Source organism: Shigella sp. SIG6 (assembly GCF_053555815.1).
Map to the genome: position 1 here is coordinate 1 of NZ_JBQZXC010000023.1, position 17,450 is coordinate 17,450.

Annotated in this window: 19 protein-coding genes and 1 pseudogene; 11 read left to right on the forward strand and 9 right to left on the reverse strand. The window is 53.2% G+C overall.

The genetic code is table 11. The annotated features are described in order from the left end of the window. The coding region (locus tag ACUU1M_RS06135; protein ID WP_032155679.1) for a fimbria/pilus outer membrane usher protein at positions 1-797 on the forward strand (797 nt) is incomplete at its 5' end. A gap of 10 nt (positions 798-807) precedes the next feature. Continuing rightward, a pseudogene (locus ACUU1M_RS06140) lies at positions 808-1,900 on the forward strand (fimbrial protein). A 42-nt stretch (positions 1,901-1,942) separates the two neighbouring features. Here the strand turns inward: ACUU1M_RS06140 and rsmI are convergent. Continuing rightward, a complete protein-coding gene (gene rsmI, locus ACUU1M_RS06145) occupies positions 1,943-2,803 on the reverse strand; it encodes a 16S rRNA (cytidine(1402)-2'-O)-methyltransferase (protein WP_000809275.1) in 861 nt (286 codons plus the stop codon). Between the two features lie 64 nt (positions 2,804-2,867). Here rsmI and lpoA point away from each other — a divergent pair, with 64 nt between their 5' ends. Genes lpoA through dolP form a run of 4 tightly spaced genes read left to right on the forward strand, consistent with a single transcriptional unit; the run spans position 2,868 to position 6,452 of the window. After that, positions 2,868-4,904, forward strand: a complete 2,037-nt coding sequence (gene lpoA / locus ACUU1M_RS06150) for a penicillin-binding protein activator LpoA (RefSeq protein ID WP_000249125.1) — start codon at positions 2,868-2,870, stop codon at positions 4,902-4,904. Next, positions 4,862-5,257: a YraN family protein gene (locus tag ACUU1M_RS06155; protein WP_000246827.1), complete on the forward strand. Its 396-nt coding sequence runs from the start codon at positions 4,862-4,864 to the stop codon at positions 5,255-5,257. Before lpoA ends, ACUU1M_RS06155 begins: the two co-directional genes overlap by 43 nt. A 19-nt stretch (positions 5,258-5,276) precedes the next feature. Beyond that, positions 5,277-5,867: a DnaA initiator-associating protein DiaA gene (gene diaA, locus ACUU1M_RS06160; protein ID WP_001158034.1), complete on the forward strand. Its 591-nt coding sequence runs from the start codon at positions 5,277-5,279 to the stop codon at positions 5,865-5,867. Between the two features lie 9 nt (positions 5,868-5,876). Beyond that, positions 5,877-6,452: a division/outer membrane stress-associated lipid-binding lipoprotein gene (gene dolP, locus ACUU1M_RS06165; RefSeq protein ID WP_152028891.1), complete on the forward strand. Its 576-nt coding sequence runs from the start codon at positions 5,877-5,879 to the stop codon at positions 6,450-6,452. 113 nt (positions 6,453-6,565) lie between these two features. On the opposite strand, the gene ACUU1M_RS06170 is transcribed toward dolP, so the two are convergent. Both ACUU1M_RS06170 and ACUU1M_RS06175 read right to left on the reverse strand, forming a co-directional pair. Then, positions 6,566-7,606 (reverse strand): permease, encoded by a 1,041-nt coding sequence (locus tag ACUU1M_RS06170; RefSeq protein ID WP_000147624.1) that lies wholly within the window; start codon positions 7,604-7,606, stop codon positions 6,566-6,568. Between the two features lie 72 nt (positions 7,607-7,678). Further along, entirely contained in the window at positions 7,679-8,314 is a 636-nt protein-coding gene (locus ACUU1M_RS06175; RefSeq protein ID WP_001343556.1) for an NAD(P)H-binding protein, read from the reverse strand. Positions 8,315-8,441: 127 nt separating this feature from the next. Between ACUU1M_RS06175 and yhbO the strand changes: the two genes are divergently transcribed. Continuing rightward, complete coding sequence (gene yhbO, locus ACUU1M_RS06180; RefSeq protein ID WP_005077130.1) at positions 8,442-8,960, forward strand: protein/nucleic acid deglycase; 519 nt, start codon at positions 8,442-8,444, stop codon at positions 8,958-8,960. Here the strand turns inward: yhbO and ACUU1M_RS06185 are convergent. Then, the gene (locus tag ACUU1M_RS06185; RefSeq protein WP_000449029.1) at positions 8,940-9,383 is read right to left on the reverse strand and encodes a YhbP family protein; all 444 of its coding nucleotides are present in this window, start codon (positions 9,381-9,383) and stop codon (positions 8,940-8,942) included. The two genes, yhbO and ACUU1M_RS06185, sit on opposite strands and share 21 nt — an antisense overlap. 50 nt (positions 9,384-9,433) lie before the next feature. Here ACUU1M_RS06185 and yhbQ point away from each other — a divergent pair, with 50 nt between their 5' ends. After that, positions 9,434-9,736 carry a DNA damage response exodeoxyribonuclease YhbQ gene (gene yhbQ / locus ACUU1M_RS06190; protein ID WP_000189314.1) on the forward strand — a complete coding sequence of 101 codons (303 nt, stop codon included), beginning with the start codon at positions 9,434-9,436 and terminating at the stop codon, positions 9,734-9,736. On the opposite strand, the gene ACUU1M_RS06195 is transcribed toward yhbQ, so the two are convergent. Next, positions 9,723-10,226, reverse strand: coding sequence for a GNAT family N-acetyltransferase (locus tag ACUU1M_RS06195; RefSeq protein WP_000908554.1), 504 nt, complete (start codon positions 10,224-10,226; stop codon positions 9,723-9,725). The genes yhbQ and ACUU1M_RS06195 overlap by 14 nt on opposite strands. Then, positions 10,220-10,744, reverse strand: a complete 525-nt coding sequence (gene ubiT / locus ACUU1M_RS06200) for a ubiquinone anaerobic biosynthesis accessory factor UbiT (RefSeq protein ID WP_005077133.1) — start codon at positions 10,742-10,744, stop codon at positions 10,220-10,222. The genes ACUU1M_RS06195 and ubiT overlap by 7 nt, the downstream gene beginning before the upstream one ends. A gap of 208 nt (positions 10,745-10,952) precedes the next feature. Between ubiT and ubiU the strand changes: the two genes are divergently transcribed. From ubiU to ACUU1M_RS06215, 3 genes are all read left to right on the forward strand, one after another. Then, the gene (gene ubiU / locus ACUU1M_RS06205; RefSeq protein WP_449144651.1) at positions 10,953-11,948 is read left to right on the forward strand and encodes a ubiquinone anaerobic biosynthesis protein UbiU; all 996 of its coding nucleotides are present in this window, start codon (positions 10,953-10,955) and stop codon (positions 11,946-11,948) included. 8 nt (positions 11,949-11,956) lie between these two features. Further along, complete coding sequence (locus ACUU1M_RS06210) at positions 11,957-12,835, forward strand: U32 family peptidase (RefSeq protein ID WP_005050801.1); 879 nt, start codon at positions 11,957-11,959, stop codon at positions 12,833-12,835. A gap of 80 nt (positions 12,836-12,915) precedes the next feature. Continuing rightward, a complete protein-coding gene (locus ACUU1M_RS06215) occupies positions 12,916-13,923 on the forward strand; it encodes a luciferase-like monooxygenase (RefSeq protein WP_000130375.1) in 1,008 nt (335 codons plus the stop codon). Positions 13,924-14,040: 117 nt separating this feature from the next. Here the strand turns inward: ACUU1M_RS06215 and mtr are convergent, their stop codons facing one another. The 3 genes from mtr to yrbN all read right to left on the reverse strand — a co-directional run bounded on the left by mtr (position 14,041) and on the right by yrbN (position 17,401). Next, complete coding sequence (gene mtr / locus ACUU1M_RS06220; RefSeq protein WP_000729621.1) at positions 14,041-15,285, reverse strand: tryptophan permease; 1,245 nt, start codon at positions 15,283-15,285, stop codon at positions 14,041-14,043. 153 nt (positions 15,286-15,438) lie between these two features. Next, on the reverse strand, positions 15,439-17,328 hold the full coding sequence (gene deaD, locus ACUU1M_RS06225; RefSeq protein ID WP_001295553.1) for an ATP-dependent RNA helicase DeaD: 1,890 nt from the start codon (positions 17,326-17,328) through the stop codon (positions 15,439-15,441). Next, positions 17,321-17,401, reverse strand: a complete 81-nt coding sequence (gene yrbN, locus ACUU1M_RS06230) for a protein YrbN (protein ID WP_010723222.1) — start codon at positions 17,399-17,401, stop codon at positions 17,321-17,323. The genes deaD and yrbN overlap by 8 nt, the downstream gene beginning before the upstream one ends. Positions 17,402-17,450: the final 49 nt, after the last annotated feature.

Below are 17,450 nucleotides of genomic sequence, written 5' to 3' on the forward strand. Positions count from 1 at the left end.
GCTGGTTACCGCGTAGCCTGGTTTCCTATCAGATGACCAGCCAGAAAGATCGCCCAACCCAACATGAAATGCGTCTTGATGGCTCACTGCTGGATGATGGTCGCCTGAGCTATAGCCTGGAACAAAGTCTGGATGACGATAACAACCATAACAGTAGCCTGAACGCCAGTTACCGTTCACCTTATGGAACCTTCAGTGCCGGATACAGTTACGGTAATGACAGCAGCCAATACAATTACGGCGTTACCGGCGGCGTGGTTATCCATCCTCATGGCGTGACGCTCTCGCAATATCTGGGCAACGCTTTTGCGCTTATCGATGCTAACGGGGCTTCTGGCGTGAGGATACAAAACTATCCGGGGATTGCTACTGATCCCTTTGGCTATGCAGTGGTTCCTTATCTCACGACTTATCAGGAAAACCGTCTCTCGGTAGATACTACGCAGCTGCCCGATAACGTCGATCTTGAACAAACAACACAGTTTGTGGTGCCCAACAGAGGTGCAATGGTAGCGGCGCGTTTCAACGCCAATATCGGTTATCGCGTACTTGTTACAGTCAGCGATCGCAACGGTAAACCGTTGCCCTTTGGCGCTCTTGCCAGCAACGATGATACGGGGCAACAAAGTATCGTCGATGAGGGCGGCATACTATATCTCTCTGGGATATCGAGTAAATCACAAAGCTGGACTGTACGCTGGGGAAATCAGGCAGATCAACAATGTCAGTTTGCTTTTAGTACACCGGATTCAGAACCAACAACCTCTGTATTACAAGGCACAGCGCAGTGCCATTAAGGATAAAAAAATGAAAAGAGCGCCTCTTATAACAGGACTTTTGTTGATATCCACATCCTGCGCTTATGCCTCCTCAGGAGGGTGTGGAGCCGACAGCACTAGCGGTGCGACAAATTACAGCAGTGTGGTTGATGATGTTACGGTGAACCAGACAGATAACGTGACAGGACGGGAGTTTACCTCTGCAACGCTAAGTAGCACTAACTGGCAATACGCCTGTTCCTGCTCTGCGGGTAAGGCAGTTAAACTTGTCTATATGGTCAGCCCCGTACTTACCACCACTGGACATCAGACAGGATATTACAAACTCAATGACAGCCTGGATATTAAAACCACATTACAGGCAAACGACATTCCAGGACTCACAACCGACCAGGTTGTCTCTGTTAACACCCGATTCACACAGATAAAAAGCAGCACCGTATATTCTGCTGCAACCCAAACGGGTGTTTGCCAGGGTGACACGTCTCGTTATGGACCCGTTAATATTGGTGCAAATACCACCTTTACCCTGTATGTCACCAAGCCATTTCTCGGCTCGATGACCATTCCGAAAACGGATATTGCCGTCATTAAAGGCGCGTGGGTCGATGGAATGGGAAGCCCGTCTACAGGTGACTTCCATGATTTAGTCAAGTTATCGATTCAGGGAAATCTCACCGCCCCACAGTCGTGCAAAATTAATCAGGGCGATGTTATTAAAGTTAATTTTGGATTCATCAATGGTCAGAAGTTTACCACCCGCAATGCCATGCCAGACGGTTTTACTCCAGTAGACTTTGATATCACTTATGACTGTGGTGATACTTCAAAGATTAAAAATCTCGTTGCAAATGCGCATCGACGGTACAACTGGGGTAGTAGACCAGTACAACCTGGTCGCCAGGCGAAGAAGTTCAGACAATGTGCCCGATGTCGGTATTCGTATTGAAAATCTCGGCGGCGGAGTTGCAAATATTCCTTTTCAGAACGGTATCCTTCCCGTTGATCCTTCCGGGCATGGCACCGTCAATATGCGCGCCTGGCCAGTTAATCTGGTCGGTGGTGAGCTGGAAACAGGAAAATTTCAGGGCACAGCCACCATTACCGTCATGGTGCGGTAAAAGAAGACGTTGCGTTTTGATTAACGCAACGCTTCGGCACTGTTACCCCTGCTGCTCCAGCGCATACTTATACAGCGCATTTTTCTTCACGCCATGAATTTCTGCGGCCAGCGCCGCCGCTTTTTTCAGCGGCAGTTCTGCCTGTAGCAGCGCCAGCGTGCGCAGGGCATCGGCGGGTAAGTCTTCTTCCTGTGCTTTATGACCTTCGACAATCAGCACCATTTCGCCTTTGCGACGGTTTTCATCTTCCTTTACCCACGCCAGCAGCTCGCCAACGGGCGCGCCGTGAATGGTTTCCCAGGTTTTGGTCAGCTCACGCGCCAGAACCACGTAGCGGGATTCGCCTAATACCGCAACGATATCTTCCAGGCTATCTAACAGACGGTGGGTAGATTCATAAAAAATCAGCGTGCGCGGCTCCGCTTCAATGGCTTTTAGCGCATCACGGCGGCCTTTTGATTTGGCAGGTAAAAAGCCTTCGTAACAGAAACGGTCAGATGGTAAACCCGCGGCGCTTAACGCAGTGATAGCAGCACACGGTCCGGGTAGCGGCACCACACGAATCCCCGCTTCACGGCAGGTACGCACCAGATGGTAGCCAGGATCGTTAATTAGCGGCGTTCCGGCATCGGAAACCAGCGCAATGTTTTGCCCCTCTTGCAGCTTCGCCAGCAGCGTTTCGGCTTTTTGTTGTTCGTTATGGTCGTGCAGCGCAAACAACCGGGCATTAATCCCAAAATGTTGCAGCAATAAACCGGTGTGACGAGTATCCTCGGCGGCAATCAGATCAACGGCCTGTAATACCTCTAACGTACGCTGGGTGATATCCGCCAGATTGCCGATTGGCGTCGGTACAATGTAAAGCTGGCCCTGAGAATTATCCGCCGATTGGTGTTGTTTCATTGTGTCGTCCGTATTGCCGATTTAATATTGAGCATTGCGTAAAAAAAATATCACTGGATACATTATGGTACCCTCAACATTTTCTCGTTTGAAAGCCGCGCGTTGTCTGCCTGTTGTTCTGGCAGCCCTGATTTTCGCCGGTTGTGGCACCCATACTCCCGATCAGTCCACTGCTTATATGCAGGGCACGGCGCAGGCTGATTCTGCCTTTTATCTTCAGCAGATGCAGCAAAGCTCTGATGATACCAGGATCAACTGGCAATTACTCGCCATTCGTGCACTGGTGAAAGAAGGTAAAACCGGGCAGGCGGTTGAGTTGTTTAACCAACTACCGCAAGAACTGAACGATTCTCAGCGTCGCGAGAAAACACTGCTGGCGGCAGAGATTAAACTGGCGCAGAAAGATTTTGCTGGCGCGCAAAACTTGCTGGCGAAAATCACACCTGCCGATTTAGAACAAAACCAGCAAGCGCGTTACTGGCAGGCAAAAATCGATGCCAGCCAGGGGCGTCCTTCCATTGATTTACTGCGCGCGTTAATTGCTCAGGAACCGCTGCTTGGCGCGAAAGAAAAACAGCAGAATATTGATGCCACCTGGCAGGCGCTCTCCTCCATGACTCAGGAACAGGCGAATACGCTGGTGATCAACGCCGACGAAAATATTCTGCAAGGCTGGCTGGATCTGCAGCGCGTCTGGTTTGATAACCGTAACGATCCCGACATGATGAAAGCCGGGATCGCCGACTGGCAGAAACGTTATCCGAACAATCCGGGCGCGAAAATGCTGCCAACGCAGTTGGTTAACGTAAAAGCGTTTAAACCAGCCTCGACCAACAAAATCGCCCTGCTGTTGCCGCTGAATGGCCAGGCAGCGGTATTTGGTCGCACTATTCAGCAAGGCTTTGAAGCCGCGAAAAATATCGGCACTCAGCCAGTGGCGGCTCAGGTAGCTGCCGCACCTGCCGCAGACGTAGCAGAACAACCTCAGCCGCAAACTGCGGATGGCGTTGCCAGCCCGGCACAAGCCTCGGTTAGCGATCTGACCGGTGATCAGCCTGCGGCCCAGCCAGTGCCTGTAAGCGCCCCGGCGACAAGCACCGCAGCGGTAAGCGCACCCGCAAATCCATCCGCAGAGCTGAAAATCTACGATACCTCATCACAACCACTTAGCCAGATCTTAAGCCAGGTTCAGCAGGATGGCGCGAGTATTGTGGTTGGTCCGTTGCTGAAAAATAACGTTGAAGAGTTGCTGAAGAGCAACACCCCGCTGAACGTACTGGCACTGAACCAGCCGGAGAATATCGAAAACCGCGTCAATATTTGTTACTTCGCGCTTTCACCGGAAGACGAAGCGCGCGATGCAGCGCGTCATATTCGTGACCAGGGTAAACAAGCGCCGCTGGTGCTGATCCCACGCAGTGCATTGGGCGATCGCGTAGCCAATGCGTTTGCGCAAGAGTGGCAGAAACTGGGCGGCGGCACCGTTCTGCAACAAAAATTTGGTTCCACCAGCGAATTACGCGCGGGTGTTAACGGCGGTTCTGGTATTGCTTTAACGGGTAGCCCGATTACTCCCAGAGCGACAACCGACTCCGGCATGACGACCAACAATCCAACGCTGCAAACCACGCCAACCGATGACCAGTTCACCAATAATGGCGGTCGTGTCGATGCGGTCTACATTGTGGCAACGCCGGGTGAAATCGCTTTTATCAAACCGATGATCGCCATGCGTAACGGTAGCCAGAGCGGTGCAACGCTGTACGCCAGTTCCCGCAGCGCACAAGGCACCGCAGGCCCGGATTTCCGACTGGAGATGGAAGGCTTGCAGTACAGCGAAATCCCGATGCTGGCAGGCGGTAATCTGCCGTTAATGCAGCAGGCGCTCAGCGCGGTGAACAACGATTATTCGCTGGCTCGCATGTATGCGATGGGCGTTGATGCCTGGTCGTTGGCAAATCATTTCTCACAAATGCGCCAGGTTCAGGGTTTTGAAATCAACGGTAATACCGGAAGTCTGACGGCTAACCCGGATTGCGTGATTAACAGGAAGTTATCATGGCTACAGTACCAACAAGGTCAGGTAGTCCCCGCCAGTTAACCACCAAACAGACCGGCGATGCGTGGGAAGCACAAGCGCGTCGCTGGCTGGAAGGCAAAGGACTGCGGTTTATCGCCGCTAACGTGAACGAGCGTGGCGGCGAGATCGATCTGATAATGCGTGAAGGCCTGACCACCGTTTTTGTCGAGGTACGCTATCGCCGCTCTGCGCTTTATGGCGGCGCGGCAGCCAGTGTGACCCGCAGCAAACAACACAAATTATTACAGACTGCCCGCTTGTGGCTCGCGCGTCATAATGGGAGTTTTGATACTGTGGATTGCCGGTTCGATGTGGTAGCCTTCACCGGGAATGAGGTTGAGTGGATTAAGGATGCCTTTAATGACCACTCATAATTAAGGTTTAAGGATTAGCGTGCAAGAAAGAATTAAAGCTTGCTTCACTGAAAGCATTCAAACTCAAATTGCGGCGGCAGAGGCGCTTCCGGATGCCATCTCCCGTGCAGCCATGACGCTGGTTCAGTCTCTGCTCAATGGCAACAAAATCCTCTGTTGTGGTAATGGAACTTCCGCTGCCAATGCACAGCATTTTGCTGCCAGCATGATCAACCGTTTCGAAACGGAGCGGCCCAGCTTACCTGCCATTGCACTAAATACTGATAATGTTGTCTTAACGGCGATTGCCAACGATCGCTTACATGATGAAGTGTATGCAAAACAGGTGCGGGCGCTGGGTCATGCGGGAGATGTATTGTTAGCCATTTCCACCCGTGGCAACAGCCGCGATATTGTTAAAGCAGTTGAAGCCGCCGTTACGCGTGATATGACCATTGTGGCATTGACCGGCTATGACGGCGGCGAACTTGCAGGTTTGTTAGGGCCACAGGATGTGGAGATCCGCATTCCTTCGCATCGTAGTGCTCGCATTCAGGAAATGCATATGCTGACGGTAAATTGCCTGTGCGATCTGATCGATAACACGCTTTTCCCTCACCAGGATGATTAAGGAGAATACATGAAGGCATTATCGCCAATCGCAGTCCTTATTTCCGCGCTGCTGTTGCAAGGTTGTGTTGCCGCTGCCGTAGTGGGTACCGCTGCTGTGGGTACCAAAGCCGCAACTGACCCACGCAGTGTCGGCACCCAGGTGGACGATGGTACCCTGGAAGTGCGCGTGAACAGCGCATTGTCGAAAGACGAACAGATTAAGAAAGAAACCCGTATTAATGTCACGGCCTATCAGGGCAAAGTGCTGCTGGTTGGGCAGTCACCAAATGCTGAACTTTCGGCTCGCGCCAAACAGATTGCTATGGGCGTAGACGGTGCCAACGAAGTGTATAACGAGATTCGTCAGGGCCAGCCGATTGGTCTGGGCGAAGCATCTAACGATACGTGGATCACCACCAAAGTGCGTTCGCAGCTCTTAACCAGCGACCTGGTGAAATCGTCCAACGTGAAAGTGACCACCGAAAACGGTGAAGTGTTCCTGATGGGGCTGGTGACTGAACGTGACGCGAAAGCGGCGGCAGATATTGCCAGCCGGGTGAGCGGCGTAAAGCGGGTAACTACAGCGTTTACGTTTATTAAATAGCAGCCCCTTGTAATGCCTGATGCGACGCTTGCCGCGTCTTATCAGGCCTACAACGATGCAAACCGTAGGTCGGATAAGGCGTTTACGCCGCATCCGACATGTTTTCCCTCAAATCAGAACAACAGCGCCAGCCCGCCGACAATCACACCAGACACTGCCACCATCGCCCCTGTCAGCCATAAGGCTTTCGCCGGGAACGCTTTGCGCAGCATGATCAGTGACGGCAAACTCACTGCCGGGAGCGTCATCAACAATGCCAGCGCCGGAGCGGTTCCCATACCTGCCAGCATCATCGTTTGTACAATCGGAATTTCTGCTGCCGTGGGAATGACAAACAAGCATCCTGCTACCGCCATCGCCACCACCCACATCAGGCTGTTATCGACAGCACCATCGGCATGGGGGAATAACCAGACACGTGCGGCACCCAACACCAGTACTGCAAGGATGTAAACCGGGATCGTACTCCAGAAAAGTGTCCATAGCGCCCTGCCCCAGCGGCTAAAAAAACCGCTCTGTGCTTCCGGTATGTCAATTTCGACCGGTGCCTGCGTTTGCGGTGTTTCACGCACCCATTTTTGCACCAGCGTCGCAATCAGCAACACCATCACCAGCCCGGCCACCAGACGAATCGCCGCAAAACCCCAGCCGAGGACAAACCCCATAAACACCAGCGTCGCCGGGTTTAACACCGGATTGCCCATCCAGAATGCCAGCGCACCGCCCATCGATACCTGTTGGCGACGCATTCCCGCCGCGACCGGAGCCGCACAGCAGGTACACATCATGCCCGGCAGCGAAAACAGCGTTCCCAGCAGCGTGCCGCGAAAGCGCGATTGCCCAAGCGTACGCAACAACCAGTCACGCGGGATCAGCACCTGAATCAACGAACCGAGGATCACCCCCAGCACCGCCGCTTTCCATACTGCGAGGAAATAGATCATCGCGTAATCCAACGCCGCTTGCCACGGATTAGCATCCGCCTGCGCAAGGATAGATTTACCGATACTGTGGGTTTCGGCTGCAGTAAACGCTTTGCCGTAGTAAGGTTGCCATTTCACATACCAGAGACCGGCAATGACAACGAGAAAGAAAAGCGCGGGTTTCCACCACTGAATGGGCGTTGCCGCCTGAGATGAAGACTGACCAGTCATAGCATTCCCCAGGAATAAGTTATGATAATTGAGCGCGTGAATATTACGCTCACTATCAATTCTTGGGAATAATTATTCAGCTCTTTTGCGTAATTCTGAAGAGCTTAAAATCGTCACGCCTTCATGCTCAGGCCGCATCGCCTCTGCCAGCATGACCCGCGCCACGTCTCTCGCATCAATGGATTTCCAGTTACCTGGTAACAAACGGAACAGCGGCGCAAAAAGCGTTTCGTTCATCCGCTGTTTGCTACGATCGCCCAGTAACATCGACGGGCGAGCAATGGTCAATTTCGGCCAGTTCTGGGCAATTAATGCTTCTTCCATCTCCCCTTTGACGCGGTTATAGAAAAACGGCGAGTGGGCATTGGCACCCATAGCACTGACTACCAGCATATGCTGCGCGCCCAGTCGCCGCCCGGTTAATGCGGTATCCACTACCAGCGTGTAATCGGCATGAATAAACGCCTCTTTGCTCCCCGCTTCTCGCCGCGTGGTGCCGAGACAACAAAACACAATGTCGATGGGTTCGGTGACCTGCGCCAACGCGTCACTCAGTTGCGGATCATGGGGATTAAACACCCCGGGCATATCGCCCAACGGACGTCGCGTCGGCGCAGCAATGGCGTTAACTTTCGGTTCATTAATCAACATCCGCAGCAGGTGACCGCCCACCAGCCCCGTTGCGCCTGTAATCAGTACCTGACTCATCTTCGCTCCTTTACAGAATTGTCTGCCTTGCGCTCCCCGGCTCATGCACCAGTCTTAATAGACCATGAGGTAATTATCCCCGATTGTGGAAAATTCGCCTCATCCAATGCAACAACGCGGAGGAAGCATGAGTAAGAAAATTGCCGTTTTAATCACTGATGAATTTGAAGATTCAGAATTTACTTCACCCGCAGACGAGTTCCGTAAAGCCGGACACGAAGTGATTACTATTGAAAAACAAGCGGATAAAACGGTGAAAGGCAAAAAAGGAGAAGCCAGCGTGACCATCGATAAATCCATCGATGAAGTGACGCCAGCGGAGTTTGATGCCCTGTTGCTACCGGGTGGTCATTCACCGGATTATCTGCGTGGCGACAACCGTTTTGTCACCTTTACCCGTGATTTTGTGAATAGCGGCAAACCTGTTTTCGCCATCTGTCACGGTCCGCAGCTGCTGATCAGCGCCGATGTGATTCGGGGGCGCAAACTGACCGCAGTTAAACCGATCATTATTGATGTTAAAAATGCGGGCGTGGAATTTTACGATCAGGAAGTCGTGGTTGATAAAGATCAGCTGGTTACCAGCCGGACACCGGACGATCTGCCAGCGTTTAACCGCGAGGCGTTACGCCTGCTCGGTGCCTGAGTCGCGTAGCCAAATCATTTTTTTACCAAAGCCCAGCGTGTTGTCGGTGAATTTGATTTCATCGAGCCGGATTTCCCACACCGGGGCCGACAGCATTCTGGCAACCGGAAAGTGACGATTGTACGCCTTGCGCGCGAGGTCGCTTTCCTCACCTTCCAGCCTGCGGATCTCACCTTTAAACTGCACACCGCGAATTAACGCTACCGTTTTCGGCTGACCGTTTACCGTTCCGGCAACCGCAGCCTGCGGCCCACTCATCTGCGCGTGGCGCGTTTTTTCTTCCGTCAAAATGTAGAAGGCGACTTTCTGCGCATCAAAAAGATAAAAGGCATTAGCGCACCAGAGTTCCCCTTCCTGCTGCACACACCAAGTGACAACATGTTGTTTTGCCAGCCAACGGCTGATGGCGATGAGTGTTTCCATTGCTGTTCTCTTTTATACTGTGGGCCTGACCTTAACATGCGATGCAGACGATGACACCCTGGTTTCTTTACTTGATCCGTACCGCCGACAATAAGCTTTATACCGGGATCACCACGGATGTCGAACGCCGCTATCAGCAGCACCAAAGCGGCAAAGGGGCGAAAGCACTGCGCGGGAAAGGAGAACTGACGCTGGCGTTTTCTGCGCCAGTGGGCGACCGTTCGCTGGCACTACGGGCGGAATATCGCGTTAAGCAACTGACCAAACGGCAAAAAGAGCGTCTGGTAGCGGAAGGCGCAGGGTTTGCAGAACTGTTGAGCAGCCTGCAAACCCCGGAGATTAAAAGCGATTGAAATGCTCGTGATACTCAACCAGACCGGTTACGCCATTCAGCGCGTCATCCGCTAAACGATGTACCTGGAAGGCGCTTTCAGTGCCCGGCCAGCGGCAACGCAGATCGTGATGCGCCGCCAGTTCAAAGCCGAAACGACTGTACAGCGCCGGATCGCCCAGCGTCACCACTGCGGCATAGCCGAACTCATTAAGCGAATCGAGTCCTTCATAGACCAGTTGGCGTGCCAGCCCCTGTCCACGGTATTTTTCATCAACCGCCAACGGTGCCATGCCGACCCATTGCAGGTCTTCGCCCTGCACATCAACCGGACTAAATGCCACATAGCCAATGACCTGACCTTCGTCATCTGTCGCCACCAGCCCCAGCGTCAGAAAGCCATCTTCACGCAGATCGTGAACCAGCTTCGCTTCCGCATCACTTTCGAATGAGCGACGCAGCAGGGCATCAATACCCGGCGCATCAATGGGAATTTCTACTCGAATTAGCATGGTTCACCTACCGATGTCTGTTTGGTTTCAGGCGCGGTTTTCATTCCCGCCTCAACAAAATCCGCCAGTTGCAGCAGCATCATGCGTAAGGCTTTCGGCATTTGCTCCAGTTCAATGGCGTCCATCAGGTTTTTCACATACACCCCCAGCTCCGTATCGCCTTCAATCACCAGCCGACGCTGGAAGAAGAGCGTATCCGGATCTTGTTTACGCGCCGCAATCATCAGCAGATCGCTGGCGTCGGCACTAAAACTCACATCAGCTTGCGCGTTCTGGCTGACCACCAGTTTGCCATTCACCACCGAGGTAAACCATTGCAGGTCAATATCACGCACATGAATACTTAACCAGCGGCCTTCAAGAAACTCCAGCTCGCCATCATCCAGCGCCTGACGGAATTGCCAGCTTAAGACCTGCTCAAGAACCTGGCGTTTTAGCGCAAATGGCGTCAGTTTTACCGGTACACTCAACAGAGATGGCCCCAAATGCACAATACGGGAACGCAGTTTATCCAACACGAGTTTTACTCCCTGTTTCAACAATCATCCTATTTTGCCATATCAGAAAAATAACATAGCGGTATAAATCAACAATTCCATATGAAATTGCTGCTACCACCAATACAACTTTAACTGCCTTAAATCAAAAATTGTCGCAGCAAGGTTAACTAAAATCCCAGTTCGTTAACATTTTTGCGTTTTGATAGCGCAACCTTCAGGAAAAATTATGGAGCTGCTCTGCCCTGCCGGAAATCTCCCGGCGCTTAAGGCGGCCATCGAAAACGGCGCAGATGCTGTTTATATCGGGCTAAAAGATGATACCAATGCCCGTCACTTCGCCGGCCTTAACTTTACCGAGAAAAAATTGCAGGAAGCGGTGAGTTTTGTCCATCAACATCGCCGCAAACTTCACATCGCGATTAACACTTTTGCGCATCCGGACGGTTACGCCCGTTGGCAGCGTGCCGTGGATATGGCGGCGCAGCTGGGTGCCGACGCGCTGATCCTCGCCGACCTCGCCATGCTGGAGTACGCCGCCGAGCGTTACCCGCATATTGAACGTCATGTGTCAGTGCAGGCTTCGGCGACCAATGAAGAGGCGATTAACTTTTATCATCGCCATTTTGACGTTGCCCGCGTGGTGCTGCCGCGCGTGTTGTCGACTCATCAGGTGAAACAGCTGGCACGGGTTACTCCTGTCCCGCTGGAAGTGTTTGCTTTCGGCAGCCTGTGCATTATGTCGGAAGGCCGTTGCTATCTGTCGTCGTATCTGACGGGTGAGTCGCCCAACACTGTGGGTGCGTGTTCTCCGGCCCGTTTCGTGCGCTGGCAACAAACGCCGCAGGGGCTGGAATCCCGCCTGAACGAAGTGCTGATCGACCGTTATCAGGACGGCGAAAACGCAGGTTATCCGACGCTGTGTAAAGGGCGTTATCTGGTGGACGTCGAGCGCTATCACGCGCTGGAAGAACCAACCAGTCTCAATACCCTGGAACTGCTGCCGGAGTTAATGGCTGCGAATATTGCTTCGGTGAAAATTGAAGGCCGCCAGCGTAGCCCGGCGTATGTCAGCCAGGTGGCGAAAGTCTGGCGTCAGGCTATCGACCGTTGTAAGGCCGATCCGCAAAACTTCGTACCGCAAAGCGTGTGGATGGAGACGCTCGGGTCGATGTCCGAAGGCACGCAAACCACCCTTGGCGCGTATCACCGTAAATGGCAGTGAGAAGAGCAATGAAATATTCCTTAGGGCCAGTGCTGTGGTACTGGCCAAAAGAGACGCTGGAAGATTTTTATCAGCAAGCCGCCGCCAGCAGCGCCGACGTGATTTATCTTGGTGAAGCGGTATGCAGCAAGCGCCGGGCAACCAAAGTTGGCGACTGTCTGGAGATGGCAAAATCGCTCGCCGGAAGTGGCAAGCAGATTGTGCTCTCCACGCTGGCGCTGGTGCAGGCATCCTCTGAACTGGGCGAACTGAAACGCTATGTTGAGAACGGTGAGTTTCTGATTGAAGCCAGCGATCTCGGCGTGGTGAATATGTGCGCTGAACGCAAACTGCCGTTCGTCGCCGGGCACGCGCTGAACTGCTACAACGCGGTGACGCTGAAAATATTGCTCAAACAGGGCATGATGCGCTGGTGTATGCCGGTGGAGCTTTCCCGCGACTGGCTGGTGAATCTGCTTAATCAGTGCGATGAGCTGGGCATTCGCAACCAGTTTGAAGTGGAAGTCCTGAGCTACGGTCATCTACCGCTGGCCTACTCCGCCCGCTGCTTTACCGCGCGTTCGGAAGACCGCCCGAAAGATGAGTGTGAAACCTGCTGCATTAAGTATCCGAACGGGCGCAACGTGCTGTCGCAGGAAAACCAACAAGTGTTTGTACTCAATGGCATTCAGACCATGAGCGGCTACGTTTACAACCTCGGTAACGAGCTGGCATCCATGCAGGGATTGGTTGATGTAGTCCGCCTGTCACCGCAGGGCACTGACACTTTCGCGATGCTCGACGCCTTCCGCGCTAATGAAAATGGCGCTGTGCCACTGCCGTTGACGGCAAACAGCGACTGTAACGGCTACTGGCGGCGGCTGGCAGGACTGGAGCTGCAAGCCTAAGTAAATAGCTCACTTTGTTAACAACTTTAACTATTCTTTAATGCAGTATTAAAGATTAATCGGTAACAAAGTGAGCTGTTATGACTGATAAAACCATTGCGTTTTCGCTACTCGATCTGGCCCCCATACCCGAAGGCTCTTCAGCGCGGGAAGCGTTCTCCCACTCTCTCGATCTCGCCCGTCTGGCTGAAAAGCGCGGCTATCATCGCTACTGGCTGGCAGAACACCACAATATGACCGGCATTGCCAGTGCTGCAACATCGGTATTGATTGGCTATCTGGCGGCGAATACCACCACGCTGCATCTGGGGTCTGGCGGCGTGATGTTGCCTAACCACTCACCGTTGGTCATTGCCGAACAGTTCGGCACACTCAATACGCTCTATCCGGGGCGAATCGATTTGGGGCTGGGTCGTGCTCCGGGTAGTGACCAACGGACAATGATGGCGCTACGTCGTCATATGAGCGGCGATATTGATAATTTCCCCCGCGATGTCGCGGAGCTGGTGGACTGGTTTGACGCCCGCGATCCCAATCCGCATGTGCGCCCGGTACCAGGCTATGGCGAGAAAATCCCCGTGTGGTTGTTAGGCTCCAGCCTTTACAGTGCACAACTGGCGGCGCAGCTTGGTCTGCCATTTGCGTTTGCCTCACACTTCGCGCCGGATATGTTGTTCCAGGCGCTGCATCTTTATCGCAGTAACTTCAAACCGTCGGCTCGGCTGGAAAAACCATACGCGATGGTGTGCATCAATATTATCGCCGCCGACAGCAACCGCGACGCTGAATTTCTGTTTACCTCAATGCAGCAAGCCTTTGTGAAGCTGCGCCGTGGCGAAACCGGGCAACTGCCGCCGCCGATTCAAAATATGGATCAGTTCTGGTCACCGTCTGAGCAGTATGACGTGCAGCAGGCGCTGAGTATGTCGTTGGTGGGCGATAAAGCGAAAGTGCGTCATGGTTTGCAGTCGATCCTGCGCGAAACCGACGCTGATGAGATTATGGTTAACGGGCAGATTTTCGACCACCAGGCGCGCCTGCATTCGTTTGAGCTGGCGATGGATGTTAAGGAAGAGTTGTTGGGATAGTGTGTCTTAACGCGGGAAGCCTTATCCGAGCTGGCAACGCTGTCCTACGTAGGCCTGATAAGCGAAGCGCATCAGGCATTGTGTAGGCAGCAGAAATGTCGGATAAGGCACCGCTGATTACTGATACACCGGCAGTAAATTAAAGCTCGATAAAATATGCACCAGTGCGTTGCCGACGCCAAACACCAGAATCAGCGCAATCATCGGCTTGCCACCCCAGACGCGGAATTTCGGGCTGCCAAAGCGTTTACGCGATGCGCGGGCCAGCAGTGCCGGAACAATTGCCGCCCAGATGGTAGCCGCTAAACCAGCATAACCAATGGCATACAGGAATCCGTTCGGGAACAGCAGACCACCCACAACAGGCGGGGCAAAGGTCAGCAATGCCGTTTTCAAGCGGCCCACAGCCGAGTCGTCGAAACCAAACAGATCTGCCAGATAGTCAAACAAACCCAGCGTTACGCCAAGGAACGAACTCGCTACCGCAAAGTTTGAGAACACGACCAGCAGAAGGTCCAGGCTACGGCTGTTCAGCACGCCGCTTAATGCTTGTACCAGCACATCAATATTACCGCCCTTCTCGGCGATGCCGATAAACTCCGGACGAGGGATGTTGCCCATTGTCGCCAGCAACCAGATGGTATACAGCGCCAGTGCCATCAGCGTACCGTACACCAGGCATTTCACGATGGTTTTCGGATCTTTGCCGTAATACTTCATCAGGCTTGGCACGTTACCGTGATAACCAAACGACGCCAGGCAGAACGGCAGGGTCATCAGCAAATACGGCGCATAAGATGCATTGCTTTCGGCAACGTTGAACAATGTCGCAGGCTGCACATGCCCCAGCAGGCTACCGAAGGTGAGGAAGAAGGTAATGACTTTCGCCCCCAGCACAATCGCCGTCATGCGGCTGACGGCTTTAGTACTCAACCACACCACAAACGCTACCAGCAGTGCAAAACCAAAACCCGCCGCCCGTGCCGGGACGTTTAGCGACATCTCTGCGAAGGTGTGATGCAGAATCGAACCACTGGCAGAAATATAGGCATAGGTCAGGATATAGAGCACAAAGGCAATGGAAATGCCGTTGACCACGTTCCAGCCTTTGCCCAGCAAATCTTTGGTGATGGTGTCAAAACTCGAACCGATTCGGTAATTCAGGTTAGCTTCCAGAATCATCAAGCCGGAATGCAGCATACAGAACCAGGTAAAGATCAGCGCTGCCATTGACCAGAAAAACCACGCCCCGGACATGACCACTGGCAGAGAAAACATCCCTGCGCCAATAATGGTGCCGCCGATAATCACCACGCCGCCAAGCAGCGACGGTGACGTTTGGGTGGTGGTTAGTGCTGCCATGAGGGCTTCTCTCCAGTGAAAAATAGTGCGACTGCGTTGTTATGCATTGCACTGTACCAGTACATGAGTACAAAAGACAGAAAAAAAGCCCCGATGGTTAAAATCGGGGCTGTATATATTATTTTACAGATTGTGTTCGCTGTTCAGCGATGATTACGCATCACCACCGAAACGACGACGACCGGTAGAGTCATCACGACGCGGTGCGCGGCCTTCACGACGTTCGCCGCTAAAACGACGACCATCACCACGACCACCTTCACGGCGTTCACCGCTGAAGTTACGACCGCCTTCACGACGCTCGCCACCGAAACCACGACCACCGCCACGACGCTCACCGCCAGTATGCGGCTGTGCATCGCCCAGTAACTGCATGTTCATCGGCTTGTTGAGAATGCGAGTGCGCGTAAAGTGTTGCAGCACTTCACCCGGCATACCTTTCGGCAGTTCGATGGTGGAGTGAGAAGCAAACAGCTTGATGTTACCGATGTAACGGCTGCTGATGTCGCCTTCGTTAGCAATCGCGCCAACGATATGACGAACTTCAACACCATCATCGCGGCCCACTTCAATGCGGTACAGCTGCATATCGCCAACATCACGACGTTCACGACGCGGACGATCTTCACGGTCGCCACGCGGGCCACGGTCGTTACGATCGCGCGGACCACGGTCATCACGGTCACGGAATTCACGTTTCGGACGCATCGGCGCATCTGGCGGAACAATCAGAGTACGTTCACCCTGTGCCATTTTCAGCAGTGCCGCAGCCAGAGTTTCGAGATCCAGCTCTTCACCTTCTGCAGTCGGCTGAATTTTGCTCAGCAGTGCGCGGTATTGATCCAGATCGCTGCTTTCCAGCTGCTGCTGTACTTTAGCGGCGAATTTTTCCAGACGGCGTTTGCCCAGCAGTTCTGCGTTCGGCAGTTCTACTTCCGGAATAGTCAGCTTCATAGTACGTTCAATGTTGCGCAGCAGACGACGCTCGCGGTTCTCAACGAACAGCAGCGCGCGGCCAGCACGACCCGCACGACCGGTACGACCGATACGGTGAACGTAAGACTCAGAATCCATCGGGATATCGTAGTTAACCACCAGGCTGATACGCTCAACGTCCAGGCCACGGGCCGCAACGTCGGTCGCAATCAGGATGTCCAGACGACCGTCTTTAAGGCGTTCCAGTGTCTGCTCACGCAGCGCCTGGTTCATGTCACCGTTCAGCGCGGCGCTATTGTAGCCGTTACGCTCAAGAGCTTCAGCCACTTCCAGAGTCGCGTTTTTGGTACGAACGAAGATAATCGCCGCATCAAAATCTTCCGCTTCCAGGAAACGTACCAGTGCTTCGTTTTTACGCATACCCCACACAGTCCAGTAGCTCTGGCTGATGTCAGGACGGGTAGTCACGCTGGACTGAATACGCACTTCCTGCGGCTCTTTCATAAAGCGGCGGGTAATGCGACGAATCGCTTCCGGCATGGTTGCAGAGAACAGAGCGGTCTGATGACCTTCCGGGATCTGCGCCATAATGGTTTCAACGTCTTCGATGAAGCCCATGCGCAGCATTTCGTCAGCTTCATCCAGAACCAGACCGCTCAGTTTAGAGAGGTCCAGAGTGCCACGTTTCAGGTGGTCCAGCAGACGGCCCGGAGTACCGACAACGATCTGCGGCCCCTGACGCAGGGCGCGTAATTGCACGTCATAACGCTGGCCGCCGTACAGGGCAACCACATTTACGCCGCGCATGTGTTTAGAGAAATCCGTCATTGCTTCAGCAACCTGTACCGCCAGTTCGCGGGTCGGTGCCAGCACCAGAATCTGTGGTGCTTTCAGCTCAGGATCAAGATTCTGCAGCAGAGGTAAAGAGAATGCTGCAGTTTTTCCGCTCCCCGTCTGGGCCATACCCAGAACGTCGCGGCCATTCAGCAGATGTGGAATACACTCTGCCTGAATTGGAGATGGTTTTTCGTAACCCAGATCGTTAAGGGCTTCAAGGATAGGAGCCTTCAGGCCCAGATCTGCAAAAGTGGTTTCGAATTCAGCCATGTAGTACGTGTGCCTCAAAATTAATGGCGGCCAGTCTACATAACTCATCATGAAATTGATCAGCAATTTTCATTGAAAAGTGTGAACCGGCTCAAAGTAGGTGTATTAACGAACAACAACGC

Excerpts from the sequence above, each read along its gene's own strand:
- ubiU (WP_449144651.1), top strand. The coding sequence starts at position 10,953 with ATGGAGCTGCTCTGCCCTGCCGGAAATCTCCCGGCGCTTAAGGCGGCC.
- mtr (WP_000729621.1), bottom strand. The coding sequence starts at position 15,285 with ATGGCAGCACTAACCACCACCCAAACGTCACCGTCGCTGCTTGGCGGC.
- ACUU1M_RS06155 (WP_000246827.1), top strand. The coding sequence starts at position 4,862 with ATGGCTACAGTACCAACAAGGTCAGGTAGTCCCCGCCAGTTAACCACC.
- ACUU1M_RS06210 (WP_005050801.1), top strand. The coding sequence starts at position 11,957 with ATGAAATATTCCTTAGGGCCAGTGCTGTGGTACTGGCCAAAAGAGACG.
- lpoA (WP_000249125.1), top strand. The coding sequence starts at position 2,868 with ATGGTACCCTCAACATTTTCTCGTTTGAAAGCCGCGCGTTGTCTGCCT.
- ACUU1M_RS06195 (WP_000908554.1), bottom strand. The coding sequence starts at position 10,226 with ATGCTAATTCGAGTAGAAATTCCCATTGATGCGCCGGGTATTGATGCC.
- rsmI (WP_000809275.1), bottom strand. The coding sequence starts at position 2,803 with ATGAAACAACACCAATCGGCGGATAATTCTCAGGGCCAGCTTTACATT.
- yrbN (WP_010723222.1), bottom strand. The coding sequence starts at position 17,401 with ATGAAAATTGCTGATCAATTTCATGATGAGTTATGTAGACTGGCCGCC.
- dolP (WP_152028891.1), top strand. The coding sequence starts at position 5,877 with ATGAAGGCATTATCGCCAATCGCAGTCCTTATTTCCGCGCTGCTGTTG.
- ACUU1M_RS06215 (WP_000130375.1), top strand. The coding sequence starts at position 12,916 with ATGACTGATAAAACCATTGCGTTTTCGCTACTCGATCTGGCCCCCATA.
- ACUU1M_RS06185 (WP_000449029.1), bottom strand. The coding sequence starts at position 9,383 with ATGGAAACACTCATCGCCATCAGCCGTTGGCTGGCAAAACAACATGTT.
- ACUU1M_RS06170 (WP_000147624.1), bottom strand. The coding sequence starts at position 7,606 with ATGACTGGTCAGTCTTCATCTCAGGCGGCAACGCCCATTCAGTGGTGG.
- yhbQ (WP_000189314.1), top strand. The coding sequence starts at position 9,434 with ATGACACCCTGGTTTCTTTACTTGATCCGTACCGCCGACAATAAGCTT.
- deaD (WP_001295553.1), bottom strand. The coding sequence starts at position 17,328 with ATGGCTGAATTCGAAACCACTTTTGCAGATCTGGGCCTGAAGGCTCCT.
- yhbO (WP_005077130.1), top strand. The coding sequence starts at position 8,442 with ATGAGTAAGAAAATTGCCGTTTTAATCACTGATGAATTTGAAGATTCA.
- ACUU1M_RS06175 (WP_001343556.1), bottom strand. The coding sequence starts at position 8,314 with ATGAGTCAGGTACTGATTACAGGCGCAACGGGGCTGGTGGGCGGTCAC.